Origin of the sequence: Neorhizobium sp. DAR64860/K0K1, from assembly GCF_050500205.1 — a bacterium.
Classification (GTDB): domain Bacteria; phylum Pseudomonadota; class Alphaproteobacteria; order Rhizobiales; family Rhizobiaceae; genus Neorhizobium; species Neorhizobium soli.
On sequence record NZ_CP191458.1, the window covers coordinates 893828 to 920570 of the forward strand.

General features: G+C 61.7%; 25 protein-coding genes. 19 read left to right on the top strand and 6 right to left on the bottom strand.

Going from position 1 to position 26743, the window contains the following annotated elements; translation table 11 throughout:
• Nucleotides 1-52: 52 nt before the first annotated feature.
• The 6 genes from ACQY1J_RS03960 to ACQY1J_RS03985 are packed head-to-tail and all read left to right on the top strand — an operon-like array spanning nucleotide 53 to nucleotide 5603.
• Entirely contained in the window at nucleotides 53-1066 is a 1014-nt protein-coding gene (locus tag ACQY1J_RS03960; protein WP_092664640.1) for an ABC transporter ATP-binding protein, read from the top strand.
• Nucleotides 1063-2061 carry an ABC transporter ATP-binding protein gene (locus ACQY1J_RS03965; protein WP_430249462.1) on the top strand — a complete coding sequence of 333 codons (999 nt, stop codon included), beginning with the start codon at nucleotides 1063-1065 and terminating at the stop codon, nucleotides 2059-2061. The genes ACQY1J_RS03960 and ACQY1J_RS03965 overlap by 4 nt, the downstream gene beginning before the upstream one ends.
• 11 nt (nucleotides 2062-2072) lie before the next feature.
• Nucleotides 2073-2999: an ABC transporter permease gene (locus ACQY1J_RS03970; RefSeq protein ID WP_062458560.1), complete on the top strand. Its 927-nt coding sequence runs from the start codon at nucleotides 2073-2075 to the stop codon at nucleotides 2997-2999.
• A 14-nt stretch (nucleotides 3000-3013) separates the two neighbouring features.
• Complete coding sequence (locus ACQY1J_RS03975; RefSeq protein WP_430249464.1) at nucleotides 3014-3895, top strand: ABC transporter permease; 882 nt, start codon at nucleotides 3014-3016, stop codon at nucleotides 3893-3895.
• 20 nt (nucleotides 3896-3915) lie between these two features.
• A complete protein-coding gene (locus ACQY1J_RS03980; RefSeq protein ID WP_430249465.1) occupies nucleotides 3916-4674 on the top strand; it encodes a glycerophosphodiester phosphodiesterase family protein in 759 nt (252 codons plus the stop codon).
• A gap of 14 nt (nucleotides 4675-4688) precedes the next feature.
• Complete coding sequence (locus tag ACQY1J_RS03985) at nucleotides 4689-5603, top strand: TIM barrel protein (protein WP_430249466.1); 915 nt, start codon at nucleotides 4689-4691, stop codon at nucleotides 5601-5603.
• 56 nt (nucleotides 5604-5659) lie between these two features.
• On the opposite strand, the gene ACQY1J_RS03990 is transcribed toward ACQY1J_RS03985, so the two are convergent.
• Both ACQY1J_RS03990 and ACQY1J_RS03995 read right to left on the bottom strand, forming a co-directional pair.
• Nucleotides 5660-6379, bottom strand: a complete 720-nt coding sequence (locus tag ACQY1J_RS03990; RefSeq protein ID WP_325264323.1) for a FadR/GntR family transcriptional regulator — start codon at nucleotides 6377-6379, stop codon at nucleotides 5660-5662.
• A 26-nt stretch (nucleotides 6380-6405) separates the two neighbouring features.
• Nucleotides 6406-7842: an FAD-binding oxidoreductase gene (locus ACQY1J_RS03995; protein ID WP_430249467.1), complete on the bottom strand. Its 1437-nt coding sequence runs from the start codon at nucleotides 7840-7842 to the stop codon at nucleotides 6406-6408.
• Nucleotides 7843-8015: 173 nt separating this feature from the next.
• Between ACQY1J_RS03995 and denD the strand changes: the two genes are divergently transcribed.
• The 4 genes from denD (at nucleotide 8016) to mce (ending at nucleotide 12515) form a co-directional block, all read left to right on the top strand.
• Nucleotides 8016-8999, top strand: a complete 984-nt coding sequence (gene denD / locus ACQY1J_RS04000) for a D-erythronate dehydrogenase (RefSeq protein ID WP_430249469.1) — start codon at nucleotides 8016-8018, stop codon at nucleotides 8997-8999.
• The gene (locus ACQY1J_RS04005; protein ID WP_430249471.1) at nucleotides 8996-9880 is read left to right on the top strand and encodes an NAD(P)-dependent oxidoreductase; all 885 of its coding nucleotides are present in this window, start codon (nucleotides 8996-8998) and stop codon (nucleotides 9878-9880) included. Before denD ends, ACQY1J_RS04005 begins: the two co-directional genes overlap by 4 nt.
• A gap of 82 nt (nucleotides 9881-9962) precedes the next feature.
• Nucleotides 9963-12107, top strand: coding sequence for a methylmalonyl-CoA mutase (scpA, locus tag ACQY1J_RS04010; RefSeq protein ID WP_430249473.1), 2145 nt, complete (start codon nucleotides 9963-9965; stop codon nucleotides 12105-12107).
• Nucleotides 12108-12113: 6 nt separating this feature from the next.
• Nucleotides 12114-12515 (top strand): methylmalonyl-CoA epimerase, encoded by a 402-nt coding sequence (gene mce / locus ACQY1J_RS04015; RefSeq protein WP_430249475.1) that lies wholly within the window; start codon nucleotides 12114-12116, stop codon nucleotides 12513-12515.
• Between the two features lie 80 nt (nucleotides 12516-12595).
• Here the strand turns inward: mce and leuD are convergent, their stop codons facing one another.
• The gene (gene leuD, locus ACQY1J_RS04020) at nucleotides 12596-13216 is read right to left on the bottom strand and encodes a 3-isopropylmalate dehydratase small subunit (protein WP_430249477.1); all 621 of its coding nucleotides are present in this window, start codon (nucleotides 13214-13216) and stop codon (nucleotides 12596-12598) included.
• Nucleotides 13213-14631: a 3-isopropylmalate dehydratase large subunit gene (gene leuC / locus ACQY1J_RS04025; RefSeq protein ID WP_430249479.1), complete on the bottom strand. Its 1419-nt coding sequence runs from the start codon at nucleotides 14629-14631 to the stop codon at nucleotides 13213-13215. The genes leuD and leuC overlap by 4 nt, the downstream gene beginning before the upstream one ends.
• Before the next feature lie 125 nt (nucleotides 14632-14756).
• On the opposite strand from leuC, the gene ACQY1J_RS04030 reads away from it, so the two are divergent.
• Nucleotides 14757-15503: an SDR family NAD(P)-dependent oxidoreductase gene (locus ACQY1J_RS04030; RefSeq protein ID WP_430249481.1), complete on the top strand. Its 747-nt coding sequence runs from the start codon at nucleotides 14757-14759 to the stop codon at nucleotides 15501-15503.
• Nucleotide 15504: 1 nt separating this feature from the next.
• Here ACQY1J_RS04030 and ACQY1J_RS04035 read toward each other — a convergent pair whose 3' ends face one another.
• Both ACQY1J_RS04035 and ACQY1J_RS04040 read right to left on the bottom strand, forming a co-directional pair.
• Nucleotides 15505-16476, bottom strand: a complete 972-nt coding sequence (locus ACQY1J_RS04035; protein WP_430249483.1) for an NAD-dependent epimerase/dehydratase family protein — start codon at nucleotides 16474-16476, stop codon at nucleotides 15505-15507.
• A gap of 22 nt (nucleotides 16477-16498) precedes the next feature.
• On the bottom strand, nucleotides 16499-18484 hold the full coding sequence (locus ACQY1J_RS04040; protein WP_430249485.1) for an FAD-dependent oxidoreductase: 1986 nt from the start codon (nucleotides 18482-18484) through the stop codon (nucleotides 16499-16501).
• A gap of 150 nt (nucleotides 18485-18634) precedes the next feature.
• Here ACQY1J_RS04040 and ACQY1J_RS04045 point away from each other — a divergent pair, with 150 nt between their 5' ends.
• From ACQY1J_RS04045 to ACQY1J_RS04080, 8 genes are all read left to right on the top strand, one after another.
• On the top strand, nucleotides 18635-19435 hold the full coding sequence (locus tag ACQY1J_RS04045) for a GntR family transcriptional regulator (RefSeq protein ID WP_430249487.1): 801 nt from the start codon (nucleotides 18635-18637) through the stop codon (nucleotides 19433-19435).
• Nucleotides 19432-20658: an ABC transporter substrate-binding protein gene (locus tag ACQY1J_RS04050; protein WP_430249489.1), complete on the top strand. Its 1227-nt coding sequence runs from the start codon at nucleotides 19432-19434 to the stop codon at nucleotides 20656-20658. The genes ACQY1J_RS04045 and ACQY1J_RS04050 overlap by 4 nt, the downstream gene beginning before the upstream one ends.
• An 82-nt stretch (nucleotides 20659-20740) precedes the next feature.
• Entirely contained in the window at nucleotides 20741-21613 is an 873-nt protein-coding gene (locus ACQY1J_RS04055) for a branched-chain amino acid ABC transporter permease (RefSeq protein WP_092664425.1), read from the top strand.
• Nucleotides 21610-22584 (top strand): branched-chain amino acid ABC transporter permease, encoded by a 975-nt coding sequence (locus tag ACQY1J_RS04060; RefSeq protein ID WP_430249491.1) that lies wholly within the window; start codon nucleotides 21610-21612, stop codon nucleotides 22582-22584. The genes ACQY1J_RS04055 and ACQY1J_RS04060 overlap by 4 nt, the downstream gene beginning before the upstream one ends.
• An 11-nt stretch (nucleotides 22585-22595) precedes the next feature.
• Nucleotides 22596-23342 carry an ABC transporter ATP-binding protein gene (locus ACQY1J_RS04065; RefSeq protein ID WP_430250026.1) on the top strand — a complete coding sequence of 249 codons (747 nt, stop codon included), beginning with the start codon at nucleotides 22596-22598 and terminating at the stop codon, nucleotides 23340-23342.
• Complete coding sequence (locus tag ACQY1J_RS04070; protein WP_430249493.1) at nucleotides 23335-24036, top strand: ABC transporter ATP-binding protein; 702 nt, start codon at nucleotides 23335-23337, stop codon at nucleotides 24034-24036. The genes ACQY1J_RS04065 and ACQY1J_RS04070 overlap by 8 nt, the downstream gene beginning before the upstream one ends.
• A gap of 49 nt (nucleotides 24037-24085) precedes the next feature.
• Complete coding sequence (locus tag ACQY1J_RS04075) at nucleotides 24086-24979, top strand: isocitrate lyase/PEP mutase family protein (protein WP_430249495.1); 894 nt, start codon at nucleotides 24086-24088, stop codon at nucleotides 24977-24979.
• Nucleotides 24976-26742, top strand: coding sequence for a hydantoinase B/oxoprolinase family protein (locus ACQY1J_RS04080; RefSeq protein WP_430249497.1), 1767 nt, complete (start codon nucleotides 24976-24978; stop codon nucleotides 26740-26742). The genes ACQY1J_RS04075 and ACQY1J_RS04080 overlap by 4 nt, the downstream gene beginning before the upstream one ends.
• The last annotated feature ends 1 nt before the right edge of the window (nucleotide 26743 follow it).

The window sequence follows — 26743 nt, forward strand, 5'->3', positions numbered from 1 at the left end:
GGCCGCGAAAATCGCGGCCGGCGCATCTGCTTATAAAATGGAGGTGCGTTCCATGGTGAAAAACCTTGTGGAACTGCGCGGCCTGAAGGTCGCTTTCGACGGCGTTCAGGTACTGCATGGTATCGATCTCGATATCGCCCGCGGAGAGGCGATCGGCCTTGTGGGTGAATCCGGATGCGGCAAGTCCGTCACCTGGCTCGCGGCACTCGGGCTTTTGCCCGGAAAAGCAACGGTCAGCGGATCAGTCCGCGTCGACGGACAGGAAATCCTCGCACAGCCACGACACGTGCTCGAAGGCGTACGCGGCAAGCGGATCGCAATGATCTTTCAGGATCCGTCCAGCTCGCTCAATCCGGTTCTGCGCGTCGGTCGCCAGATCACAGAAGCACTGGCGATCCATCGCGGCCTTCACGGGGAGGCGGCAAAAGCCGAAGCGCTGCGGCTTCTCGACATGGTCGGCATTCCGGATGCACGCCGGCGCATCGATCTCTTTCCCCACGAATTCTCCGGCGGCCAGTGTCAGCGCGTGATGATCGCCATGGCACTTGCCGGCGAGCCGGATCTTCTCGTCGCGGACGAGCCGACAACGGCTCTCGATGCCACGATCCAGGCGCAGATCCTCGATCTTCTGATCGCATTGCGCGCCGAAACCGGCATGGCGACGATTTTTATCAGCCATGATCTGGGCGCCGTCTCGCAGGTCTGCGAGCGCGCCTGCGTCATGTATGCCGGCCGTATCGTGGAGCAGGGGACGATCCAGGCCCTGTTCGACAACCCGCGCCATCCTTATACGCGCGGTCTCTTCGATGCCATTCCGCGTCTGGATGGCCCGCGCGAACGATTGATCCCCATTCCGGGGACCGTTCCCAATCCACGCGACCTCCCGGAAGGCTGCGCCTTCTCGCCACGCTGTTCGCATGCCGCAATCGACTGTCGCACCCGCATGCCGGTTCTTTCGGCAACGGACGACGGGCGGCTTTTGTCCTGTCACCATCCCGTCGGTTCCCATCCTCCGATCGGCGTCACGCATCCGGTTGGGGCTCGCGTTCTGGAGGCGCTGTCATGAGCGAGCACTTCAAAACGCCGCTCATCGAAGCGAAAGGTCTCGTCAGAACCTACGAGGTTCGCCAGGGCATGTTCGGACGGGCGACACCGGTCCGCGCCGTCGATGGGATCGATCTCAGGGTCATGCCCGGAGAGACGCTCGGCATCGTCGGCGAGTCCGGTTCCGGCAAGTCCACGCTCGGCCGCATGCTGCTGGGTATCGATCCGCCGCAGGAAGGGCATGCTCTCTTCGAAGGCAAGCCGATGCCGAAGCTTGCAACGCCAGAATGGCGTGCATTGCGGGCAAAAATGCAGTTCGTCTATCAGGATCCGCTGGCAGCGCTCGACCGCCGTCTGACGATTGCCGAGCAGATCGGCGAGCCGCTCGCCATCCACAACCTCGTGCCGAAGCCCCATCGGGAAACGCGCGTCGCCGAGCTGATGTCGGCTGTGGGACTGAGACCGGATCAGGCCGGGCGCTATCCGCACGAGCTTTCGGGTGGTCAGCGTCAGCGCGCCGTCATTGCGAGGGCGCTTGCGTCGCGGCCGAAGCTTCTGGTTTGCGACGAACCAGTTTCGGCGCTCGACGTGTCGATCCAGGCGCAAGTGGTCAACATGCTGCGCGACCTGCAGGAGAAAAACCACATCGCCATGGTGTTCATCAGCCATGACCTGAAAGTGGTGCGCAATATCGCCGACCGCGTCGCCGTCATGTATCTCGGCCGTATCGTCGAGGAGGCGTCCTCGGACGTCATCTTCAAGACGCCGCTGCATCCCTATACCAAGGCGCTGGTGTCCAGTGTGCCGGTGCCGGGCAAGCTGCTTCAAGGCCGCGTCATCCTGCAGGGAGAGCCGCCGAACCCTGCCAACCGCCCATCCGGCTGTGCCTTCCATCCCCGCTGCCCGCTCGCCGCCGATATCTGCCGCACCAGCGTGCCGCAGCTTCTGTCGGTTGCCGACGGCCGAACCGCGGCCTGTCACATGGTGACCCGCGCCGAGGCGTCGGTCGCGGCCTAAAGGAATTCCCGATGTTTCGTTTCGCTTCCATCCGCCTTCTTCGCGCGCTCATCACCATCCTTGCCGTCATCACCTTTGCCTTCGTCGTGTTGCGGCTGTCGGGTGATCCGGCCCAGGTCATGCTTGGTCCCGATGTTCCGCAAGAATCCGTCGATGCCTTCCGCAAGGCCTGGGGCCTCGATCAGCCGCTGTGGATCCAGTACCTCTCCTATATCCGGGCGATCTTCACCGGCGATTTCGGCGTCTCCATGCGTGACAAGGCCTCGGCCATGCAGCTGGTGATCGAGCGCATTCCGGCAACCCTTCAGCTGACGATCCCGGCGCTGTTCCTGAAGGTCGTGATCGGCATCCCGGCCGGCGTCTATGCGGCCCTGCATCGCCAGAGCGCGATCGATCGCGGCGTTATTCTGGCTGCCATTTTCGGCTTCACCATTCCGTCCTTCGTCATGGGCCTGCTTCTGGTGCTGATCTTTTCGATCACGCTCGGGCTGCTTCCATCCGGTGGGCAGGACACGTGGCAGCACGGCATCCTGCCGACGCTGACGATGAGCATCGGCGGTATCGGCATTCTCGCGCGCTTTTCGAGAAGTGCGATGATCGAGGTGATGGGCCAGCCCTATATCCGCACGGCTTCTGCCAAGGGGATGAAGTGGCAGGATGTCGTCTGGAAGCATGCGCTGCCGAATGCGGCAGTTCCCATCGTCACCATCGTCGGGTTCATGGTCGGCACGTTGATCGCCGGCGCGGTCGTGGTGGAATCGATCTTCTCCTGGCCCGGCATCGGTCGCCTGCTCGTCGTCTCGGTCAGCAACCGGGATCTCGCTGTGGTCCAGTGCATCCTGCTCCTGGTCGCCGCAACCATGGTCGTGTCGAACCTTATCGTCGACCTGCTGTACGGCTTTCTCGATCCACGGCTTCGCGCCCAGAGCGCTCACTAGAGAGGAGGCCGGTCATGACTGTTACTGATATCGCCCGCCCACAATCACCCAACCTGTCTCTCTTCACCCGCTTCATCAAGCAGGTCCGCAAGGTTCCGTTCTCCGTTTCCTTCGGCATCGTCTGGCTGATCGGGATGGTCCTGGTTGCCGTGTTCGCAGATGTCATCCGCCCCTATGGCATTACCGCCATGGATCTGCGCGCCCGTCTGTCGCTGCCGGGCAATCCCGCGCATCTGCTGGGTACGGATGAGCTGGGGCGCGATGTCCTGTCGCGCCTGCTTCAGTCGATCCGTGTGTCGCTGGCGATCGCCTTTGGTGCAACGATCATCTCCGCCGTGTTCGGTACCGTGCTCGGCTTTGCCGCGGCAAAGTTTCGGGGCGCGGTCGAGCATTTCGTCCTGGTTCTTGCCGATTTCCAGGCGGCCCTGCCGTTCCTCATCATGTCGCTCGCCGTGCTTGCCTTCTTCGGTTCGTCGATGCCGCTTTTGATCGGTCTGATGGGCTTTTACGGCTGGGAGCGCTATGCCCGTATCGCCCGCGGCCTCGCGATTTCGGCAAGCGCGCAAGGCTATGCGTCTGCCGTGGTGCAGCTCGGCGCCACGCCTGGACGCGTCTATCTTCACCACATCCTGCCGAACGTTGCTTCGACCCTAATCGTCTCGATGACGCTGACTTTTCCGGAAATCATCCTGATGGAAAGCGGGCTTTCGTTTTTGGGGCTCGGCGTGCAGCCGCCGGAAACGAGCCTTGGCAACATGGTGGGCTTCGGCCGCGAATACCTGACGCGGGCGCCGTGGATCATGCTGGCGCCGGCCTTCGTCATCATGGTGACGACGCTTTCCATCTCGCTCGTCGGCGACTGGCTGCGCGACAAGCTCGATCCGACCCTTCGCTGATCACACTTCAGGAGACCACAATGACGAAGATCACCGGCCACCGGGGAGCCCGCAATCTCTGGCCCGAAAACTCTCTGACCGGCTTTCGCAACGTGCTCGATCTCGGTGTGGATGCGATCGAATTCGACGTGCATCTGACCGATGCCGGCGAACTGGTCGTGATCCACGACGCGACGCTCGATCGCACGACGGACAAGAGCGGTCCCGTCCGCTCGCTGACACCTGACATGCGCGGCGAAACGCATCTCTCCGGTTCTGATGACACGGTGCCGACATTGGCCGACGTTCTCGCCGTCCTGGCGGAATCCGAGGGCAAGCAGTTGCATGTGGAAATCAAGTCCGACGAAGCACAGCAACCCTATCCGGGCATCACCGAAAAAGTCGTGGCCGAAATCGAGCGGTTCGGTCTGGCGGAGCGCTGCCATCTGACCTCCTTCGATCTTTCCGTTCTTGAGGAATGCCGGCGTGTTGCTCCTGATATTGCGCGCCTCGTATCGGTGAATGCGGCATGGGCCGAGAAGCAGGATGGCCTTGAACGCTTCCTTGAGAAGGTCGACGGCCTCGCCGATATCGTTGCCATCCACCACGAGCTGATGGATGCCGAATGGCAGCTTATCACCCGCAAGCTTCCAATCGAAAACCTTTGCGTCTGGACCCTGAACGACGAGGCGCTGATCCGGCGCTGGCTCGAACGGGGCATCGGTCACCTGACCTCCGACAGCCCGGACCTCGCACTCAAGCTGAGACGCGAAACCCAGTTCCAATCCGAACCTGCCTGAAAAGGAATACGACAATGAGCAACATCATCGGCACAGGCTTCAATGCCGGCTCCACCAATGGAGAGCTTGAAAGCCTAGAAAAGGAACTTCGCATCCTGAGCGAGATCGGCGTCGATACCGTCGAACTCGGCCTGACCAGCCTCGATCTCATCGCTGGCGGACGCATCATCGAAGAGCGCGCCGATCGGCTTGTGGCGCTGACAAAGCAGTTCGACTTCCGCTACACGGTTCATGGCCTCGTCTCCTCGAACTTCATGGAGCCGGAAACCTGCCGCTACCAGCTCGACGCCGCCAAGGCGCTTGCGCAGATCTGCGATCGGATCGGTGCCGGCATCCTGGTGCAGCACGGCGGTAACCTGCGCGCCGAGCAGATCATGGAGCGTGCCGAGGCCGACGCCCGCGAACGCGAAGCGCTGTTCGAACTTGCCGAATTCTGCAAGCCTTACGGTGTCCGGGTAGCATTCGAAAACATCTTCACCACGGAGCCCGGCCAGTATCGCCAGACACCGACCCAGATCGCCGAAACGGTCAAAACCATCGGACATCCGAACCTCGTGGCATTGATCGACTTCAGCCACGCCTATATCGAGTCGACCTATCGCGGCCTGAACTTCCGCGAGGAGCTGCGGGCCATGGCGTCTGTCGCCGGCCATCTGCATGTTCATGACAGCTTCGGCCGCCCACAGGCTTTCTACAAGGGTTTCCACGTGCAGGAAAACACTGCGCTCGGCATCGGCGATCTGCACATGCCGCTCGGCTGGGGCGACATCGACTGGGAAGATATCTTCTCCGAACTCACCTTCCTGCCCGGCACCGTGCTGATGATGGAAATCGGACGCCGCTACCATGCCGAACAGCCTGCGAGTCTGGAACGGGCGAAAGGCCTTATGGCCCTAAACGACCGCACCGCAGCTATCGCGGCAGAATAACGTCGAAAGGGGCGGGGGAGGGACACTTCCCCGCTCTGGCCTTTTGAGGTCTGCCCTCAGGGAACGGTAAGTTCCAGATTGAGACGGCCGGACGCGCCATCGAGATGATCGCGCATGGCGCTGCGTGCCCGGGATGCGTCGCGGGCCGCAATCGCATCGCGGATTGCCACATGCTCGGCGATCGTCACTTCCACGATCTCTTCAAGCACGGCCTTCGCCCTCGCGGCGTTGATGGTGAGCTGGATGCGCTCGGCGATGAAGCCGATGAACTGGATGAAATAATCGTTGCGGGTGGCAGCCGCGACCGCACGGTGGAAGGCGAGATCGGCAGCGATGCCTTCCTCGGTCCATTTGGCAGCACCGGTCATCTGAGCCAGAACCTCGTCGAGACGCTTCAGATCATCAGGCGTATGGCTGACGGCCGCAAGCGCTGCCGCCTCGACTTCGAGCGCCAGACGCAGCTGAAACAGGTCTCGGAAATTCTCGGGATCGGACAGGTCGGCCGGCTCGACGCGGATCATCTGTCGACGATCCATTTCCGTTGCAAAGGCACCGACGCCCTGGCGTGTCTCCACCAGTCCTTCATTGCGCAACTGTGCAATGGCTTCGCGCACGACCGATCTGCTGACGCCGAATGTCTGGGCAAGCAGATGTTCGGTCGGCAGCTTTTCTCCGGACGCGATCCGTCCCTCGACGATCTCGCGTCCGATTTCCGCGGCGATCCGGGCCGGTAGATGCGCGTTGCGCCTGATCTGGTTGAAATCCGTCAAAGCCAAGGCCGCCTTCCTGTTCCGGATGGTTTCTACGACTCTGCCGATAAATTCAACTGGCATCCTGGGTTCATCACGAGGTCGGGATCGATCGCCCGTTTGATCGCAGTCAGCAACCTGCGTTTTACCTCGGGCAGTCTGGTTTCGAAATCCATCTGCTTCAGGCGGCCGATGCCGTGTTCGGCGCTGATGCTGCCGGCATATTGGTCCACCACCTCATTGAGCACGGTCTTCGACCGATAGATCCGTTCAGCTTTGTCCGCTGCCGAAAGATCCGAAGGCGGCAAACAGTTGAGATGAACATTGCCATCGCCGACATGTCCGTAGGACACGCAGATGCAATCGGGCAGGGCGGCATGGATCGCGTCTTCCGCATCACGGACGAAGGCCGGCAGTTGCGACAGTGGCACGGAGACATCGCTTCGCATATGTGCGCCCCGCTTTGCCTGTCCCTCGTTCATGCCCTCGCGGATCAGCCAGAGGTTTTTTGCCTGCGCCTGAGAGGATGCGAGTGTCCCGTCGAGGACGAGACCGTCCTCCATCACGCCTTCCAGAAAGCGCTCCATCAGGTCCTGGATGTCGACAAGGCCGCATCCGGATATCTCCATCAGGACATAGGCCGGATAATCGCCCGACATCGGCAACGGCAGGTCGGGGATCGCTTCTCTCGCGAGCGTCAAGGCGAGAGGCGGCATGAATTCAAAGGCCGACATCAGATCGCAGCAATCCCGGCGCGCCCGCCGGAAAAGGGTAATCACGTCCTCGAGTGAGGCAAGGCCGAGCAGCGCAGTCGCAACCTGATCGGGGTAGGGGGTAAGCTTTACCGAGACAGCGGTGATGATCCCGAGCGTGCCCTCGGCGCCGATGAACAGTTGCTTGAGGTCAATGCCGCGGTTGTCCTTGCGCAGGGTCGAGAGCCCGTTGAGGATCGAGCCGTCGGGCAGCACCACCTCAAGCCCGAGCACAAGCTCGCGGGTCATGCCGTAGCGCAGCACGTTGATGCCGCCGGCATTGGTCGAGACGTTGCCGCCAATCCGGCAGCTGCCCTGCGCGCCAAGCGCAAGCGGAAAGAACATCGCCTTGTCGGCGATCGCGTCCTTGAGTTCGGAGAGGATGCACCCGGCCTCGACCACGGCGGAAAAGTCATCTGCGTCGATATTGCGGATCGCGCTCATCCGCTCCAGGCTGATCACGACCTGGCGTACCGGATCATCAGGTATGCCGCCGAGCACGAGGCCGGTATTGCCGCCCTGCGGAACGATCGCCAGGTTCAGCGCGCGACAGGCCTTTACACAGGCGGCGACGTCCTGCGTCGAGCGGGGCCGGAGAACTGCAACGGCGCTGCTGGAAACGTCGCCGTGCCAGTCGCGGCAGTAGCGCGCAATCTCGGTCTCGTCGCGGATCACGATATCGCTGCCCAACGAGGCGGTCAGCGAAAGCGCCGGGCTATCCTCAAGATCCAATGCCATGATGTCTCTCCCTTGGGCTCATCCGTCCGCTCTTTGGAAAGGCGCGGCTTCTTGATAACCTCTTTTTCACCCGGTAAGGCTGGACAAACCATATAAGGTTATCAGACAACCGTACAAGAAAAATCATGCCGGGTTCGCAACGCTCTGCGAACTCTTCGGAAAAGGGAGGTTCCATGCATATCTTGATTATCGGCGCGGCCGGAATGGTCGGGCGCAAACTCATGACGCGGCTGCTTCGGGAGGGAGCGGTCGGTGGCCATGCGATTGAAAAACTGACGCTGGTCGATGTGGTCAGTCCGGAAAAGCCAGAAACGGCCATAGCGGTCGACAGTTTTGCGGTGGACCTGTCGACGCCGAGCGTTGCCGAAACCCTGGTCGAAGGTCGCCCGGATCTGATCTATCACCTCGCGGCCATCGTCTCGGCCGAAGCCGAACTCGATTTCGACAAGGGTTACCGGATCAATCTCGACGGCACGCGCTATCTGTTCGATGCGATCCGCCTGGCCCACCAGGCTGACGGCTACAAGCCGCGCGTGGTCTTTACATCGTCCATCGCCGTGGTCGGCGCGCCCTTGCCGCCGTCGATCCCGGATGATTTCCACCTGACGCCGCTCACCAGCTACGGCACCCAGAAGGCGATATCCGAACTGTTGTTGGCAGACTATTCGCGTCGCGGCTTTTTCGATGGCATCGGCATCCGCCTGCCCACCGTCTGCATCAGACCGGGCAAGCCGAACAAGGCCGCATCCGGCTTCTTTTCCAATATCCTGCGCGAACCGCTGATCGGCGAGGAGGCCATTCTGCCGGTGCCGGAAAGCACCCGTCACTGGCACACGTCGCCGCGCTCGGCGGTGGGGTATCTTGTTCACGCAGCGGATCTCGATCTGGCGCAGCTTGGATCGCAGAGAAGCCTTTCGATGCCAGGCGTCAGCGCCACGGTCGGCGATCAGATCGAAGCACTGCGGCGGATCGCGGGCGACAAGGCGGTTAGCCTCATCCGGCGCGAGCCGAACGAGATGATCATGAAGATGGTCGCAGGCTGGGCACCGGGTTTCGAGGCAAAACGCGCGATCGAACTGGGGTTTACGGCCGAGAAGAACTTCGACGAGATCATCCAGGTTCATATCGAGGATGAACTTGGAGGGAAGCTGCAATGACTGTCGCAAACCCCTCGGAAAAGATTGCCTTCCTCGGAACAGGTCTGATGGGTGCGCCGATGGCGCGCCGGCTGCTTCAGGCGGGATATTCTCTCACCGTCTGGAACCGCAATCCGGATAAGGCCAAGGCGCTCGAGAGCAATGGCGCGACGGTCGCGCCGTCTCCGGCAGAGGCCGTCGATGGCGCCTATATCGTCATCACCATGCTGACGGATGGCAAGGTCGTCGGCGACGTGCTGTTCGAAAGCGGTTGTGCCGAGCGTCTGGCTGCCGGCGCCAAGGTGATCGACATGAGTTCAATTGCCCCTGCCATTGCCAAGGAGCATTCAGCAAAGCTTGAGGAATTGGGCATTGCCCATGTGGATGCGCCGGTGTCCGGTGGTGTCGTCGGTGCCGAGGCTGGCACGCTGGCGATCATGGCGGGCGGCGATGCGGATGTGGTCGCAAGCCTCCACGACATATTTTCGGCAATGGGCCGGGTAACGCATGTGGGTCCCAGCGGCGCGGGACAAATCTGCAAGCTCGCCAACCAGCAGATCGTTGCGGTCACGATCGGCGCGGTGGCCGAAGCCATGATCCTTGTCGAAGCCGGTGGCGCTTCCCGCGAAGCCTTCCGCAACGCAATCCGCGGCGGTTTCGCCGACAGTCGCATCCTCGAAATTCATGGTCGCCGCATGGTCGAGCGGACGTTCGAGCCGGGTGGCACGGCAAAGAACCAGTTGAAGGATCTCAACGCCGTCATGGACGTTGCCGACGCCCTTTCCCTCACGCTGCCTTTGACCAGTGGAGTGAGGGCGGAGTTCACGGATTTCGTCGAGGACGGCGGCGGGCCGCTCGATCACAGCGGATTGCTCCTTCATCTCGAAAAGCTGAACCCGTAGTTCTTTCGAAAGGCTTGACCCGGCTGGCTGAGGCGATACCTGATAGGCTGTCGATTGAAACGAAGCGCTGAGGGGGATGCTTTTGTCAAAAGATACCGGGGAAAAGACCCAGGCCTGGAAAGCTCTTGCCGAGCGGGAGCTGAAGGCTTCACCTGACACGCTGGTCTGGCACACGGCGGAAGGGATCGACATCAAGCCGCTCTATACGGCAGACGATCTCGACGGCATCTCGCATCTCGATACGATGCCTGGGATCAAGCCTTTCGTGCGCGGTCCGCGTGCAACCATGTATGCCGGTCGACCCTGGACGATTCGCCAATATGCCGGTTTTTCGACGGCGCAGGCTTCCAATGCCTTTTACCGGCGTAATCTGGCTGCCGGCCAGAAGGGCTTGTCCGTCGCCTTCGACCTTGCCACCCACCGCGGCTACGACAGCGACCACCCGCGCGTCGAGGGCGATGTCGGCAAGGCCGGCGTCGCGATCGACTCGGTCGAGGACATGAAGATCCTGTTCGACGGCATTCCGCTGAAAGACATGTCCGTGTCGATGACCATGAACGGTGCGGTGATCCCTATCCTTGCCTCTTTCATCGTCGCCGGCGAGGAACAGGGTTGCGAGCGCTCGCAGCTTTCGGGCACCATCCAGAACGACATCCTCAAGGAGTTCATGGTCCGCAACACGTATATCTATCCGCCCGAACCCTCGATGCGGATCGTTGCGGACATCATCGAATACACCGCAAGAGAAATGCCGCGCTTCAACTCGATCTCCATTTCCGGCTATCACATGCAGGAGGCGGGTGCGACGCTGGTCCAGGAACTGGCCTTCACGCTCGCCGACGGTCGCGAATATGTGCGTGCCGCGATCGCCAAGGGCCTCGATGTCGACGAGTTCGCCGGACGTCTTTCCTTCTTCTTCGCCATCGGCATGAACTTCTTCATGGAGGCGGCGAAGCTGCGCGCCGCCCGTCTTCTATGGTCGAGGATTATGGAAGAGTTCGCGCCGAAGAAACCGGGATCGCTGATGCTGCGCACCCACTGCCAGACTTCCGGCGTCTCGCTGGCCGAGCAGGATCCCTACAACAACGTCATCCGCACGGCGTACGAGGCAATGTCGGCCGTGCTTGGCGGCACCCAGTCGCTGCACACCAACGCGCTCGATGAAGCGATGGCGCTGCCGACCGAATTCTCCGCCCGCATCGCGCGCAACACGCAGCTGATCCTCGCCCACGAAACCGGCGTCACCAAAGTCGTCGATCCGCTCGCCGGCTCCTACTATGTAGAAAGCCTGACCAGCGAGCTCGCGGAAAAGGCCTGGGCCCTGATCGAGGAGATCGAGGCGCTCGGCGGCATGACCAAGGCCGTCGCCGACGGCCTTCCGAAGCGTCTGATCGAGGAGGCCGCAACACTGCGCCAGGTCAAGGTCGACCGCGGCGAGGAAATCATCGTCGGCGTCAACAAATACAGGCTTGAAACAGAAGACGATATCGACATCCTCGCCATCGACAATACGGCCGTGCGCAACGGCCAGATCGAGCGGCTGGAAGACGTGCGCCGCAAGCGCGATCCGCAAAAGGTGGCAACGACGCTTGCAGCCCTTGGCGACGTCGCGACGTCGGGCCGCGGCAATCTTCTGGCGGCTGCGGTCGAGGCAGCGCGCGCGCGTGCCACGGTCGGTGAGATGTCGGACGCGATGCGCAAGGCGTTCGGCGATCATGCGGCCGTGCCTGACGTGGTCAGCGATATCTATGGCCCCGCCTATGAGGGCGACCCGGAATACGAGACGCTGACGAAGCGCCTTGCCGAATACACATCGTCCAATTCCAAGCCGCGGATCATGGTCGCAAAGCTTGGCCAGGACGGCCACGATCGTGGCGCAAAGGTCATCGCCTCGGCCTTCGGCGATATCGGCTTCGAGGTTCTGGCCGGCCCGCTGTTCCAGACTCCGGACGAAGCTGCGGATCTGGCGATAAAGCAAAAGGTCCAGGTGGTCGGCATGTCGTCGCTGGCCGCCGGTCACAGGACGCTTGCCCCGCAACTGGTCGAGGCGCTCAGGCGCAAGGGTGCGAAGGATACCATTGTGGTAGTCGGCGGCGTCATTCCGCGACAGGACTACGACTACCTCCTCCAAAACGGCGTCGCTGCCGTGTTCGGGCCCGGTACAAACGTCCTCGATGCCGCCAACGCCGTGATCGATCTCCTTGAAGGGAAGCGCAGAAATGTGTGAGGAACGATGATCGGGAAGCTCAATCACGTGGCAATCGCGGTGCCGGATCTGGTAGCGGCAGCCGATCAGTATCGCGGCCTCGGCGCTTCGGTCTCCGCACCGCAGGATTTGGCCGAGCACGGCGTGACCGTTGTCTTCGTCGAACTGCTCAACACCAAGATCGAGCTTCTCCACCCCTTCGGAGAGACGTCACCGATCACGAGCTTTCTGGACAAGAACCCGTCCGGCGGCATCCACCACCTGTGCTTCGAGGTCGACGACATTAAAGCCGCCTCCGCAAGGATCGTCGAGACGGGCGCACGGATTCTGGGCGATGGTCAGCCGAAGATCGGCGCACACGGCAAACCGGTGATCTTCGTTCACCCCAAGGACTTCCAGGGCGCGCTGATCGAGTTCGAGCAGGCCTGACGGGTAACTGTTGGCTGCCTGCGAGCGCCACCCAACGCAACGAACCAATCGAGATCACGCGCCGAACTTGGCGCAGTCGCTCAGATCGAAGCGGGGATCTCCTGAAGCCATGGGTGGCGTTCTTTGTCCGAGACCATGTAGCGGGCAATATCGTCGGCGTAGCTTGCGGTGAGGTCGAGATCATCCCAGCCGTTGAGGAGCTTGGTGCGCCAGACGGGCTCTATCTCGAAGCGGAAGACACGGTTGGCGAGTCGGATCTCGCAGGTGTCGAGATCGACAAAGGCACGGTTCTGGCCATTTTCGAGCAGGGAAAGAATAGTCTCCGCATCCTCTTCGGTCACCCGCGCCGGCAAGAGGCCGTTGTTGACCGAGTTCGATGCGAAGATGTCGCCGAAGCTCGGTGCGATGACACAGCGAAAACCGTAGTCGACAAGCGCGTAAACGGCCGCCTCTCGCGAGGAACCTGCGCCAAAATTCCGCCGTCCAACAAGGATTTCGGCGCCTGCGCGGGCAGGGTTGTTCAACGGGAAATCCTGGATCGGATTTCCTTCTCCGTCGAAGCGCATGTCGTAGAGAAGATACTGGCCGTATCCCTCCGATCGCGAGCGCTTCATGAAGCGTGCCGGGATCAGCTGATCGGTATCGACGCTTGCAAAAGGCAGTGGCGCTGCTTTTGCGTCGAGGGTCTTGAACGGTCTCAACTGCGGCCTCCCATCAGATCTCGAACATCGGTCAGGCGCCCGGTCACAGCTGCTGCAGCGACCATGGCCGGCGACATCAGGTGCGTGCGCGACTTCGGGCCCTGTCGGCCTTTGAAATTCCGGTTGGTAGTGGAGGCGCAGCGTTCGCCGGGCGGAACAAGATCACCGTTCATGCCGACACACATCGAGCAGCCGGAATCGACCCATTCCAATCCTGCATCGACGAAGATCCGGTCGAGGCCCTCTTGCTCGGCCTGGTGTTTCACAAGCGACGAGCCTGGTGACACGAGGCCTGGAACCGCAGATTTGCGGCCGGAAAGAACGGCAGCGGCGGCTCTGAGGTCTTCGATGCGGCTATTGGTGCAAGAGCCGATGAAGACGCGGTCCACCGGAATATCCGTCAACGGCATGCCGGGTCTCAGTCCCATATAGTCGATCGCTTCGCGTGTATGGGCCGCGCGTGACTCGTCGGTCATCGCGTCCGGCATGGGTACCGCGGATGTGATCGGCAGCGCGTCCTCGGGGCTGATCCCCCAGGTGACGACAGGTGCAATCTCGCTGCCGTCAATCACCAGCTCGCGCTCGAAGGAGGCGTCGCCGTCGCCGCGCAGGGAAAGCCAGGCTTCCGCTGCTCGCTCGAAGAGATCGCCCTTCGGTGCGAGCGGCCGGTGGCGCAGGAAGTTCACGGTCGTCATGTCGGGGGCGATAAGGCCGCAGCGCGCGCCGCTCTCGATCGAAAGGTTGCAGAGTGTCAGGCGACCTTCCATCGACAACCCCTCGACCGCCGAGCCGGTATATTCGATCGCATGGCCCTGGGCGCCATCGGCACCGATCGCGGCGATCATCGCCAGAGCCATGTCCTTGGCGGTGATACCGGGCCCGAGCTTGCCATCGAAGCGGACCCGCATCGATTTCGGTTTTTTCTGCCACAGGGTCTGGGTCATCAAGACATGCGCCACTTCCGATGCGCCGATGCCGAACGCGATTGCGCCGAAAGCGCCATGCGTCGAGGTGTGGCTGTCGCCGCACACGATTGTGGCGCCGGGCAGCGTGATCGCCTGCTCCGGGCCGACCACATGGACGATGCCCTGGCGCGGGTCGTTTAGTCCGAAGATGCGGACATCGTTGGCAAGACAGTTCTCCTCCAGCTGGGTGATCATCCCAGCGATGGCGGCATCGATCTTCGAAATGTCGCGTATCCGCGTCGGCGCGTAATGATCGACGATGCCGAAGGTGAGGTCTGGCCTCGAAACCCGCGCGTTCTTGTCCTTCAGCTTGTTGAAACCGTGGAACGATCCTTCGTGAACCAGGTGCCGATCGATGAACAGCAACTGCTGACCATCGCTCTGCGATGCGATCACGTGGTTCTGCCAGATCCTGTCGAACAGTGTCTGTGGACGGTGTTCCCTCAGCATTATCAACTCCTCAAGGCCCGCGAAGGCCCTCAAAATCTGTATTGAGATTAATACAGATTCAATTTGCAAATCAAGCGATGATGACAGACGATCCGAAGCGTTCGAATTCTCCTGAAGGGTGATGCATGTTTTCTCCTCAATGCCTTGAAGGCCGCGTCGCCATCATCACCGGCGCGGGCGGCGATATCGGGCGGGCGATCGCCAAGAGGTTCGCCTCGGCTGGCGCAAGCGTCGCGATGCTCGATCTCGACGCCGTTCCACCCGATGGCTTTGAGCCGGATCGCTGCCTTGCAATTCCATGCGATGTTGCCGATCCGGCTTCGGTCGAGGCCTGCATCGACGCGGTCGCGAGCCGCTTTGGCCGTATCGACATTCTCGTCAACAACGCCGCAACCGAAACGCCGCTTGGCACCGTCTGCGACATCCCGTTCGAAAGCTGGCGCAAGACACTGGATGTCAATCTCACGGGCGCCTTCCTGATCTGCAAATTCGGCGTGCCGCATCTCGCTAAACAGGGCGGGGTCATCCTCAATATCGCGTCCCAGCTCGGACATGTGACGACGCCCGGGCGAGCCGCCTATTCGGCGAGCAAGGCCGGTCTGCATTCGCTCACCCGCAGTCTCGCGCTCGATCACGCCGACCAGGGCATTCGTGCCGTCAGTCTGTCGCCAGGAGTTGTGCTGACGAGCCGCGTCACCCGACAGGCCGGCAGCGAGGCGGCGGTCATCGAAGCGCTTGCTCCGCTTCATCCGATCGGCCGGATCGGCACACCGCAGGAAATCGCCGCGACGGCGCTTTTTCTCGTTTCGGACGAGGCAAGCTTCATCACCGGCACCGACGTGCTGGCCGACGGCGGCTATACGGCGCGGTAGTTCACGACGCATGGGTCTGATCGGCAAGCCAGCGGACATAGTCTGCGCAGGCCTCGTCCGGCGCCATGAAGCGGAAGCCGAAATCCGTTTCGAATTTTTCGGCCGAGACCGGATGGCGACGTCGGGAGAGATCGTCGTTGAAGGCGATCGCGCTGTCGCTGCCATCTGCCTTTCCGTCAGCATAGCGCCAGCCGGGATAGGCTTCCGCCAAATGCGCACTGAGGCGGCTCACATGCCAGGTTTCGCCAACACTGAGATTGTAGAGATCGGACGGCAGGCTTTCCCGTGTTGCAAGCAGCGCCAGGGCTTTTGCTATGTCTCGGCTGCTCGTCCAGTCGCGGGCACCTCCTGCAGGCAGGAGAACATCCTCACCCGCCACCGCCTTGGCGGCGATCTGGAACGGCGGGCTCATTGTTTCGCGCACCCCCGTTTCATGCTCATGCGGCCCGAACACCGCGGTGATGCGCGCCCGCACGGTGGACATGCCAAAACTCTTCCCCGCCTCGACAACCAGTCTTTCGCTGGCAAGCTTGGTAAAGCCGTAAAGCGTGGCGGGCATCGGGTTCGTCTCTTCGGTCACGGCTGCGCCATAGAAGGGCGCCGTGCCGTAGACGGCGGAGGAGCTCGGGTAGACGAAGCGGCGGATGCCGGCTTTTCGACCCTCCTCCAGCAGGATCGCGACCGAGACCGTATTGACGTCGAAGGCGTCGCTTGCCGATGCGATGGCACTCTTTGGCCCAAGCGTGATCGCCGCGGCATGGATGATGCAGGTAATGTCGTGGCGCGAGAGAATGTCGGCGATCGCCACGCGATCCCGCACGTCCGCCAATTCGACCGTGACACCCGGCTTTGCGGCGAAGGCTGCGGGAAGGGCGCGATCATTGAGGGCAACCACCGGTTCGCCCAAGGCATTCAGCACCTCGATCAGGTTCAACCCGAGGAAGCCACCGGCACCCGTTATCAGAATGCTCATCGAGTGTTACTCCTTCCAGATCTCATAGCTCTCGAGCGGCAAGATGGCCGTGATAGACGGCTTCAAGCGCCGTGCGGGGCGCGAGGTTGTCGCCTATCTGCCGGACGGGCACGGCAAGATGACGGAGCTGCTTAAAGAGAGACTGGTCCGCAAAATTGTGTTCGGCTGCCACGAGACCGGTGAACCCCATATGCAACTCACTCTCGCCGGTCGAAAGATCTTCGACCGCCAGGGTCTTGCCGTCGAAGGCTGTGACCTTCCGGAGCGTTGCGATCCTCACCTTTTTCTCGCGCAGCCGTTTCAGGTTTGCGAGTGTCGAGTAGATGGTCGTGCGCCAGGCGATGCCGCCGGCCGGCGAGAAGAACGTCACCTTTTTGCCGAGGTCGGCGAGATGTTCCGCAAGCGTCAGTGCGGCCCATTCGCCGGTGCGGTCGAACAGCGCCACGTCGCTTCCGAGGGCTGCCGGATCGTCCAGCGCCTCGACGATCGTGAAGGCCTTTCCGCCACCGGCAAATTCTGTGCGAACCGGCGTCGAACCGGTCGCCAGAAACACCGCATCGGCCGCAAAATCGGAAATCGATCCAGCATCGGCATGCTTGCCTGTTATCACCGTCACACCGAACCGATCCAGATCGGCAATCTGCTCTTCCATCAGCGTTCGGAACTCAGCGCGCTTCGGCATCTTCACCGCGTCGCGAAACTGCCCGCCGAGATCGTCCTGCTTTTCCCACAGCGTCACGATATGGCCGCGCTCCGCTGCCGTCCGGGCCGCCTCCAGTCCTGCCGGTCCGCCGCCGACCACGAGCAAGCGTTTGGGTTGTCGCGTGCCGGTCGTGGCAAGCTCCGGCCATACGCCTTCCAGCCCGGCACGCGGATTGACAAGACATCGGATCGGCAGGTTCTTTTCCAGCATCCCGGCGCAACCCTGATTGCAGGCAATGCAGGTGCCGATTTCGTTCATGCGGCCTTCGACCGTCTTGTTGACGATGGCCGGCTCGGCAAGGTGGGCACGCGCCATACCAACCGCATCCGCGCCACCGGCCGCAATGATCGCGTCGGCTTCCGCCAGTGTGTTGAACCGACAGACGGCGAAGACGGGTATGTCGTGGCCACGGCTGCGCAAAGCGATGCGGATCCGCGCCGGCAATGACCGGAATGGTTCCGGATCGATCGCCATGTCGGCCATTTGCGAAGCGAGCGAATAGGAGGCGTGATAGGCGGAGTGCGAGACATTGAAGAAGTCGATCTTCTCGGCCGCCGCAAGTGACACCGCGGTCCTCTCGGCCTGATCGATGGTGATCCCGCCCTCGACATACTCATCGCCACTGAGGCGAATGCCCAGACAGAAATCGCGACCGACTTCCGCGCGGACAGCCTGCAGGACCTCAAGCGGAAACCGCATCCGGTTTTCCGCCGAGCCGCCATACGCGTCGTCACGGTTGTTCGAAAGCGGTGAAAGGAACTGCTGCAGAAGATGGCCATGTGCCATCTGCAGCTCGATCCCCTCGAAGCCCGCCGCCATGAGATGGCGCGCGGTCAGCACATGCCCTTCGATCACCGCATCCATGTCGGCGCGATCCATCGGGCGTGGCGGCAGCGCGGATGTCGCCCACGCAATCGGCGATGGGCCCCAGGAGACCGTTCGCTCAAAATCGCCCTCAACCTGCCGGCCGAGATGGATGATCTGGCCAAGGATCCGCGCGCCTTCCGCTTTGACAGCCTCGGTAATCCTGCGGAACGGTTCGATACAGGCAGGGTCGAAGCCACAGACGGCCTGCGGCCGGCCAAGCGAGTTCGCGTGAACGCGGATGGATTCAAAGATGATCGCACCGACACCGCCCCTCGCACGTTCACGGTGATAGGCAAGGTGGCGCTCGCTCGGCAGGTGGTTTTCGCCGAAGTTCGTCGTATGCGCCGGAACGAGAATGCGGTTGCGAAACGTGAGATTGCCGACGGCAAGCGGCGCCATCGCATGTGAAAACTCGGTTTCCGCAAATCTCTCTTGCATCGCACAATCTCGCATGTTGCACTGCATATAGGCAAATACGTCTGCTGAGTGTTATATGGGCATTGACGAGATCTGTCAGCCGTTTTATACAAAACCTGTATTAAAAATAAGATAGATTGGGAGCTCACGTTGAGGCCGGCGACCGAACCCTTGAAGACTCAGAAGGTCTATCTTCTGCTGCGGGACAAGATCGTTTCGGGCGAGCTGAAGGCCGGCATGCGCCTGCCGAGCGAGCTTGCGCTGGCTGAGCAATACGGGGTTTCGCGGGTCACCGTCCGGCTCGCGCTCGATCTACTTTCCGCGGAAGACCTGGTCGACAAGCGGGTCGGGTCAGGCACCTATGTACGGGGCTCCAACTTTGCCCAGATGGCAACGGCGGACCTGTCGAATGCCTTTGCTCACCTCATTGAAATGGGGCGCACGACGGCGGTCAAGCTGATCTCTTTTGACTATATCGAGGCGCCCGAGAAGGTTGCCGAGGCGCTGCGGCTCGAAGACGACGAGCGGGTTCAGAAGTCGGTGCGTGTGCGCTCCTTCGACGACCTTCCCTTCTCCTATCTGACGGCCTACGTGCCCGAACGTGTCGGTCGAGAATATTCGCGTGAAGACCTTGCCCATATGGCTCTCCTTGAGCTGATGGAGAGAGCCGGCCTGCGTGCCGAAACGGCATGGCAGGAAGTCGGTGCGGTTCTCGCCAATCCGGAAGTGGCCGAGGCGCTTGGTATCGGTGTGGGCTCGCCCCTCATCGCGCTGACCCGCGTCGTCTACGGCAAGGGAGGGCGCGGCATGGAGTATCTCCAGGCTCTCTACCGTCCCGACAGATACAGCCTGCAAATGAACCTCGTACGCAAGGGCACTGAAGGGAGCCGGCACTGGAGCCCTACGTCCGAGGTCTACCGTAACGAGCGGGCATCCGGCCCCCGCAATCCTAAGAGGGTGGTGAAGGAATGAAGAAGCTCACGAACTCGGTCTCCCGGCGCACGGTGCTGAAAGTTGGCGGTGTCTCGGCGATGGTCCTTGCGGCACCCGGTCTCAGCCGGGCACAGGCGCCGACGGTCAAGATCGGCCTGCTGCAGCCGATGACCGGTGGCTTTGCCGGCGACGGCGATCTGGCACGGATCGGCGCGGAATATGCGATCAAGGAAATCAACGATGCCGGCGGAATCAAGTCGCTCGGCGGCGCCAAGCTCGAACTTCTGATCGGCGACAGCCGTTCGAATGCCGAAGCCGGCGCCCAGGCGACCGAACAGCTGAAGGCGGATGGTGCTGCGATCGTCGTCGGCGGTTTTGCCAGTGGCATTTCCATGACCGCAACCCAGGCCGCGGCCCGCTACGAGCTTCCCTTCATCATCGATTGCGCCGTCTCCGATGCACTGATGACCCGCAACCTGAAAAACGTCTTCCGTTTCAACCCGAGCTTCTCGATGGCGGCCGACGTCGCGCTGAAGAACCTCGTGACCATCAACGACGCTTCCGGCAAGGTGGCAAAGACTGTGGCGATCGTTCATGAAGACGGTCTTCTCGGCTCGGGTCTCGCCAAGCTGATGCAGGCTCGCCTGCCGGCCCTCGGCTTCGAAGTGGTCGAGGCGATCTCGCACCCGACACCGGCGCGTGACATGTCGAATGTGGTTCTGCGCCTACGTTCGCTGCAGCCCGACCTCATCATTCCCTCGCATTACTTCAACGAATTCGTGCTCTTCGCCCGCACACTGCAACAGCAGCGGGTCAAGCCGAAGGGGGGTATCTATGCTCTCTTCGGCGGTGCGGCTTCCAGCTACCGGTTCGTCAAGGAGTTCCCGGAAGCGGCTGAAGGCGTGATGGACGTCAACCACTGGGGCGATCCCAAGAACCCGACCAACGACAAGCTGATGCAGGCCGTTCAGGCCGCCGGCAAGTTCTACGCCTACAACGCGCCGATCAATTACTCGGTCGTCAAGGTCGCAGCGCAGGCGCTGGAATTTGCGAAGAGTGCCGAAAGCGGCGCGATCATCGAAGCCTTGCAGAAGAACGAGTTCGACAGCGGTGTGATGCCCTACGGCAAGTCGAAGTTCGATGCTACCGGCCAGAACGTCAACGCGCTTCCGCTCAATACCCAGGTTCAGGGCGGCCAGATCAAGGTCATCTATCCGGACAAGTTCGCCCAGGCCAAGCCCAAGTTCCCGGCCAACGGCTAATCCATACCCAGCGAGTGTGGCAGGCCCGGGGCGGCGTTTTTGTCCCGGGCCATTCCGGCAAGCCCTTCTTCGAAGGAACATCATGTATTCGCCGACAATCATTTTCGAAGCGTTGATGAACGGCCTGATGCTCGGTGCCGTCTATGCGCTGATCGCCCTCGGGCTTACCCTCATCTATGGCGTGCTGCACATCGTCAACTTCGCCCACGGCGCCTTGCTGACGGTCGCGATGTATCTCGTCTGGCTGGCCTCAGACAGGTTCGGCCTTGATCCCTACGTGGCCATCCTCGTCGTCACGCCTATGATGTTCGCGATCGGCTATTGTCTGCAGCGCTTCATTATCGGTCCGGCCAGCCGCGGCTCCGACAACGGCATATTGCTTGCCACCCTTGGTCTTTCGATCGTCATCCAGAACCTGCTTCTCGCCGGGTTCAATTCCGACACCCGCACGATTGCGACAGATTACGCGTTCGAGATCGTGCCGCTCGGTCCGCTCCTTCTCTCGCTGCCGAGAGTGATCGGGCTCGGAGTCTCGGTCGTGACCGCCGTACTTCTGTGGGCGATCCTCAACCGCACCGATATCGGCAAGGCGATCCGCGCCGTTGCCAAGGAAAAACTCGGGGCCAGCCTTGTCGGGATCAATGTCGCGCATGTCTATGCCATGACGTTTGCGATCGGCACCGCCTGCCTGGCGATTGCTGGCGGCCTGCTGATGCCCTCGTTCTATGTCAGCCCCACCACAGGGGCGGCCTTTGTTCTCGTCGCTTTCACCATTGTCGTTCTCGGCGGCATGGGATCGATCCCCGGCGCCCTGATCGGCGGCCTTCTGATCGGCGTCGTCGAAGCCATTTCCAGCCTCTTCCTCGGCGATAGCCTCGGCCAGATCGGTATCTTCCTTATTTTCATTCTCGTGCTTCTGGTGAAGCCCACCGGCCTGTTTGGAGCACGCGCATGAAGAAGAACTTCGAATTTATCGCGGCCCTTGCCTTTCTCGGCGTGGTCGGCATCGCCGCCATTGCCGGGCTGCCGGGCAATATTCTCAACCTCCTGATCTTCATGATGATCATCGCGCTGACGGCGCAGGGCTGGAATGTTCTCGGCGGCTATGGCGGGCTCTCCTCCTTCGGACACGCGGCCTTTTTCGGTACTGGCGCCTATACGACGACGATCCTGCAGACCAGCTTCGGCATCAATGCCTGGGTCGGCCTTGTCTGCGGCGTCATCCTCGGTGCGGCCGTCGGCGCCCTGATCGGCTTTCTGAGCTTCCGGGCAGGCCTAAAAGGATCCTATTTCGCGCTGATCACGCTGGCATTTGCGGAAGTGCTGCGCATCCTCGCCAACAGCTGGGATTTCACCGGTGGCGCTGCCGGCATGCTGGTCTCGATCAACAACGGCTTCGCGTACCTGCAGTTTTCCGACCGCCGCTGGTTCCTGCTGATCCTCATCGGCTTCGTGGCAGGCGGCCTGCTTCTGACCCGCTGGCTGGAACGGTCCGCCTTTGGCGCCTATCTCATCGCGCTTCGTGAAAACGACCAAGCGGCACAGGCGCTCGGTGTCGATATCTTCAAGATCAAGATGCAGGCGATCACGCTGTCTGCCGCGATCACCGCGCTTGCCGGCTGCCTCTACGTGCAGAACTTCCTCTTCATCGATGCCAATGTCGCCTACGGCTCATGGATCTCGATCGAGGCGCTGTTTGCGGCGATCGTCGGTGGCGCAGGCACGATGCTCGGGCCGCTGATCGGCTCGGTTCTGCTTTTGGGCCTTGGCGAAATCACCAAGTCGTTTTCGGGCGGAATCGCCGGCGTCGATCTTGTCGTCTTCGGCATCATTCTCATTCTCTGCGTCGCTTTCGCACCGAACGGGATCAGGGGCTTCGTGTCGGATCTCTGGTATCGGCGCAAGAGCCGCGGCAAGGCGATGTGAGGGGCATGACCATGTTGAAAGCGCACAATCTCACCAAGCGATTTTCCGGGCTTCTCGCCGTCGACGATGCGACGATCGACGTTGCGGAGGGGTCGATCACCGGGCTGATCGGTCCGAACGGGGCAGGCAAGACGACCCTGTTTGCAATGATCGCCGGCTTCCTCAACCCCAATGCGGGAACCGTCACATTTCAGAATGAGGATATCACCGGCGAGAAACCGCATCTGAGAGCGCGCCGCGGATTGGCGCGTACGTTCCAGATCGTCCAGCCTTTTGCGGGTCTCGACGTTCGCGACAACATCGCCGTCGGTGCCTTCCTTCACACCAAGGATCCGGCCGAGGCGAGACGTCTTGCGACCCTGACGGCTGAGAAAGTCGGTCTTGGCCACGAACTCGACAAGCTTGCCTCGGGCCTCACGATTGCCGGCCGCAAGCGGCTCGAACTGGCAAGGGCGCTGGCGACGAAGCCGAAGCTGTTGCTGCTTGACGAGGTGCTGGCGGGTCTCAATCCATCCGAAATCCGCGATGTTTTGCCGATCATCCGGCAGATCCGCGAGGAGGGTGTCACGATCCTGATGATCGAACACATCATGCAGGCGGTGATGAACCTCTGCGACACCGTCTACGTGCTCTCTCAGGGCAAGATGATTGCAAGCGGCGAGCCGCGTTTGGTGTGTACGGATAGGGCTGTCATCGAGGCCTATCTCGGCCACGGCGCTGCAGCGCGTATCAAGGCGGAAGGGGCAGCCCATGCTTGAGATCGCAGACCTGCGCGCCGGCTATGGCGGAACCGAAGTCCTTCGCGGCCTCAGCCTTTCCGTCGGCAAGGGCGAGGTGGTCGCCGTGCTCGGATCGAACGGCGTCGGCAAGACCACGCTCAACAAGGTACTGTCAGGGGTGCAGCCCGCCCGCAGCGGCTCTGTACGTTTTGACGGCCGCGAGATACTGGGCGCCACCGCCCGCGATATCGTTGCATCCGGCCTCATCCATGTCCCGGAAGGTCGCAAGATCTTCCCCAACCTCACCATTCTCGAAAATCTCGAACTCGGCGGCTATTGCCGGCCGAAGCGGGGCCGGGCCGGCAATATCGAAAAGGTGTTCTCGATTTTTCCGCGGCTGAAAGAGCGGACCCGGCAGTTCGCCGGCACGCTGTCGGGCGGCGAGCAGCAGATGCTGGCGATCGGCCGCGGCCTGATGAGCGAGCCCAAGCTGCTGATCCTCGACGAGCCTTCGCTCGGCCTGTCGCCGCTTCTGGTCGAGGAGATGTTCTCGCTCATCCGCCGCCTGAGCGACGATGGCCTGCCGATCATGCTGGTGGAGCAGAACGTCATGCAGTCGCTGGACCTCGCGAGCCGGGCTTACATCCTGGAGAACGGTTCGGTCGCACTATCAGGCGATGCCGCCGAACTTCGCGACAATCCTGAATTGAAACGGGCTTATCTCGGCCTTTGAGCGACAAGAACACGGCCCAGAGAGGCCGGCAAGAACAAGGAAACATACCATGAGTCTCAGCCAGGATTTGAAGAGCGGCATTCCGATTGTCGCGCCTGGAGTGTTTGACGCCCTCACGGCGTCGATCGCAGCGGGCGCCGGCTTTCGCGCAGTGTATCTGAGCGGCGCGGCCATCGCCTACACCCATCTTGGGCGACCCGATATCGGCCTCGTGTCGATGGCGGAAGTGGCCGACCGGATCGCGATGATCTGCGACCGGATGACCGTGCCTGTCATCGTCGATGCTGACACGGGCTACGGCAATGCGCTCAACGTCCAGCGCACGGTGCGGCTGTTTGAAAAGATGGGCGCCCAGGGCATCCAGCTCGAGGATCAGACCACGCCGAAGCGCTGCGGTCACCTGAACGACAAGTCGGTCGTCTCCACCGGAGAGATGGTTGGAAAGATCAAGGCGGCCGTCGACGCCCGCGCCAACGAGCAGACGCTGATCATCGCGCGCACCGATGCACTGCAGATGGAAGGCATCGATCGGGCGCTTGAACGCGCGCATCTTTATGCGCAAGCCGGTGCCGACATCCTGTTCGTCGAGGCGCCGAAGAGTGGCGAGCAGCTGGGCGACATCGCAAGCGCGCTGAAAGGCGTCAAGCCACTGGTCGCCAACATGGTCGAGGGCGGCACGACGCCAATCCACAACGCAGCTGAATTGTCGAACCTCGGCTTCCAGATCGTCATCTTTCCGGGCGGAATCGTCCGGGCAATGTCGAAGACGGCGGTCGATTATTACGCCTCGCTGGCCGCTGCCGGATCCAACGCGCCGTTCGCCGACCGGATGTTCGATTTCAACGGGCTCAATGCGCTGATCGGCACGCCAGACATGCTCGCGCTCGGCAGAACCTACGAAGATGCCGATGGAAAAGACAGACATGGAGAGGATGCGGCATGAGCTCGCAAGCTACCGTCACGACCGATGCCGTGACGCTTGATCCCGTGACTTTGGCGGTCCTGAAGGGCCGGCTGGAGCAGATTGCAGACGAAATGGACGCGACGCTCTATCGCTCGGCTTTCAACCCGACAATTGCCGAAGCCAAGGATGCCTGCCACGGCATCTATCACGCCACGACCGGCGATACGCTGGTGCAGGGCACATCCGGCCTGCCGATCTTCGTCGGAGCCATGGCGTTTGCCGTGCGCGCCGTCATCTCCAAGGTCGAGCGGGAAGGGGGCTTGCAGGAGAACGATACGTTCATCTTCAACGATCCTTACGAAGGCGGGACGCATCTCAACGATTTCCGTCTGGTGCGGCCGATCTTTCGGGATGGAAAGCTGTTCTGCTGGATGGCCTCGGTCGGTCACTGGCTCGACATCGGCGGCAACGTCGCCGGCAGCTACAATCCGAAGGCGGTCGAAAGCTTTCAGGAAGGCGTGCGGATCCCGGTCGTCAAGCTGATCTCCGCAGGCACGATGAACAACGACATCATCGAGATCCTTTCCGCCAATTCCCGTGTTCCGATGTCGAACTGGGGCGATCTCAACGGCCAGCTCAACGCGCTCGATCTCGGCGAGAAACGGCTTGGCGCTCTTCTCGGTGAATATGGTCCAGCGACAGTCGATGCGGCGTTCGAGGCATTCTCGAACCGCGCCGAAGCGCTGATGCGTTCGGCGATCGCTTCGATCCCGGATGGCACCTATTCGTTCGAGGACGTACTCGACAATGACGGCATCATCGACGAGATGCTGACGGTGGCGCTCGACCTGACGATTGCCGGCGACACGATGGCGCTTGATTTTTCGCGTTCCACCCAGTCGGCCCAGGGTCCGATCAATATCTCGCGCTCGACGACGATCGCCGCCTGCTACGTGGCGCTGAAGCATATCTTTACCGAAGTTCCGGCGAATGCGGGTTGCCTTCGCCCGATCTCCTTCACCATCGTCGACAATTCGCTGCTCGGCGCAAATGCTCCAAAGCCGGTTGCCGGCTATACGGAAACCATCCTGCGGCTGATCGGCGTCGTTCTTGGTGCCATTGCACAGGCCGATCCGGCGCGTGCGACTGCTGCCCCGTTCGGCACGATCAACGCATTGTCGCTCGCCGGCTACAGGGCAGACCACAAGCGATGGGTGATGTTCTCGTTCTTCGGTGGCGGTCTCGGCGGCAATCCGATGTCCGACGGCTTGAACCATGCCAACAACCCGATTTCGACGGCCACCATTCCACCGGTCGAGATCCTGGAAGCCGCCTATCCCGTCATGTTCACGCAATGGGCGCTGCGGCCGGATTCGGCCGGTGCCGGCACCCATCGCGGCGGCGTTGGCTCAGTCTATGAATTGGAGCTGCTCACCGGCGGCGACGTGGCGCTGCTCGGCGAACGCGGCAGACGCGCGCCGTTCGGCGTCGTCGGCGGAGAGTCAGCGGCATTAAACAAGTTCTCCTGGCAGACGGAAGACGGCGGCGAAGCCGTTCCGCCGATGGCGTCGAAGATTACCGATCTGAGGCTGAAGCCCGGCAAGCGGATCCGGTTGGAAACGCCGGGAGGCGGCGGCTGGGGCGATCCCCACGGGCGCGATCCGGACAAGGTTCTGCATGACGTGCGCCTCGGCTTCGTCAGCACCGGCCAGGCGGAAGCCCTCTACGGCGTGGTGATCGGCGCAGATGGCGAGATCGACCACGAAGCAACCGACAAGCTGCGCAAGGGAGTGGCCGCGTGAG

What these genes read in the sequence shown, in the direction of transcription:
- ACQY1J_RS03960 (WP_092664640.1), top strand. Translation starts at nt 53, where the DNA reads ATGGTGAAAAACCTTGTGGAACTGCGCGGCCTGAAGGTCGCTTTCGAC.
- ACQY1J_RS03965 (WP_430249462.1), top strand. Translation starts at nt 1,063, where the DNA reads ATGAGCGAGCACTTCAAAACGCCGCTCATCGAAGCGAAAGGTCTCGTC.
- ACQY1J_RS03970 (WP_062458560.1), top strand. Translation starts at nt 2,073, where the DNA reads ATGTTTCGTTTCGCTTCCATCCGCCTTCTTCGCGCGCTCATCACCATC.
- ACQY1J_RS03975 (WP_430249464.1), top strand. Translation starts at nt 3,014, where the DNA reads ATGACTGTTACTGATATCGCCCGCCCACAATCACCCAACCTGTCTCTC.
- ACQY1J_RS03980 (WP_430249465.1), top strand. Translation starts at nt 3,916, where the DNA reads ATGACGAAGATCACCGGCCACCGGGGAGCCCGCAATCTCTGGCCCGAA.
- ACQY1J_RS03985 (WP_430249466.1), top strand. Translation starts at nt 4,689, where the DNA reads ATGAGCAACATCATCGGCACAGGCTTCAATGCCGGCTCCACCAATGGA.
- ACQY1J_RS03995 (WP_430249467.1), bottom strand. Translation starts at nt 7,842, where the DNA reads ATGGCATTGGATCTTGAGGATAGCCCGGCGCTTTCGCTGACCGCCTCG.
- denD (WP_430249469.1), top strand. Translation starts at nt 8,016, where the DNA reads ATGCATATCTTGATTATCGGCGCGGCCGGAATGGTCGGGCGCAAACTC.
- ACQY1J_RS04005 (WP_430249471.1), top strand. Translation starts at nt 8,996, where the DNA reads ATGACTGTCGCAAACCCCTCGGAAAAGATTGCCTTCCTCGGAACAGGT.
- mce (WP_430249475.1), top strand. Translation starts at nt 12,114, where the DNA reads ATGATCGGGAAGCTCAATCACGTGGCAATCGCGGTGCCGGATCTGGTA.
- leuC (WP_430249479.1), bottom strand. Translation starts at nt 14,631, where the DNA reads ATGCTGAGGGAACACCGTCCACAGACACTGTTCGACAGGATCTGGCAG.
- ACQY1J_RS04030 (WP_430249481.1), top strand. Translation starts at nt 14,757, where the DNA reads ATGTTTTCTCCTCAATGCCTTGAAGGCCGCGTCGCCATCATCACCGGC.
- ACQY1J_RS04035 (WP_430249483.1), bottom strand. Translation starts at nt 16,476, where the DNA reads ATGAGCATTCTGATAACGGGTGCCGGTGGCTTCCTCGGGTTGAACCTG.
- ACQY1J_RS04040 (WP_430249485.1), bottom strand. Translation starts at nt 18,484, where the DNA reads ATGCAAGAGAGATTTGCGGAAACCGAGTTTTCACATGCGATGGCGCCG.
- ACQY1J_RS04050 (WP_430249489.1), top strand. Translation starts at nt 19,432, where the DNA reads ATGAAGAAGCTCACGAACTCGGTCTCCCGGCGCACGGTGCTGAAAGTT.
- ACQY1J_RS04055 (WP_092664425.1), top strand. Translation starts at nt 20,741, where the DNA reads ATGTATTCGCCGACAATCATTTTCGAAGCGTTGATGAACGGCCTGATG.
- ACQY1J_RS04060 (WP_430249491.1), top strand. Translation starts at nt 21,610, where the DNA reads ATGAAGAAGAACTTCGAATTTATCGCGGCCCTTGCCTTTCTCGGCGTG.
- ACQY1J_RS04065 (WP_430250026.1), top strand. Translation starts at nt 22,596, where the DNA reads ATGTTGAAAGCGCACAATCTCACCAAGCGATTTTCCGGGCTTCTCGCC.
- ACQY1J_RS04070 (WP_430249493.1), top strand. Translation starts at nt 23,335, where the DNA reads ATGCTTGAGATCGCAGACCTGCGCGCCGGCTATGGCGGAACCGAAGTC.
- ACQY1J_RS04075 (WP_430249495.1), top strand. Translation starts at nt 24,086, where the DNA reads ATGAGTCTCAGCCAGGATTTGAAGAGCGGCATTCCGATTGTCGCGCCT.
- ACQY1J_RS04080 (WP_430249497.1), top strand. Translation starts at nt 24,976, where the DNA reads ATGAGCTCGCAAGCTACCGTCACGACCGATGCCGTGACGCTTGATCCC.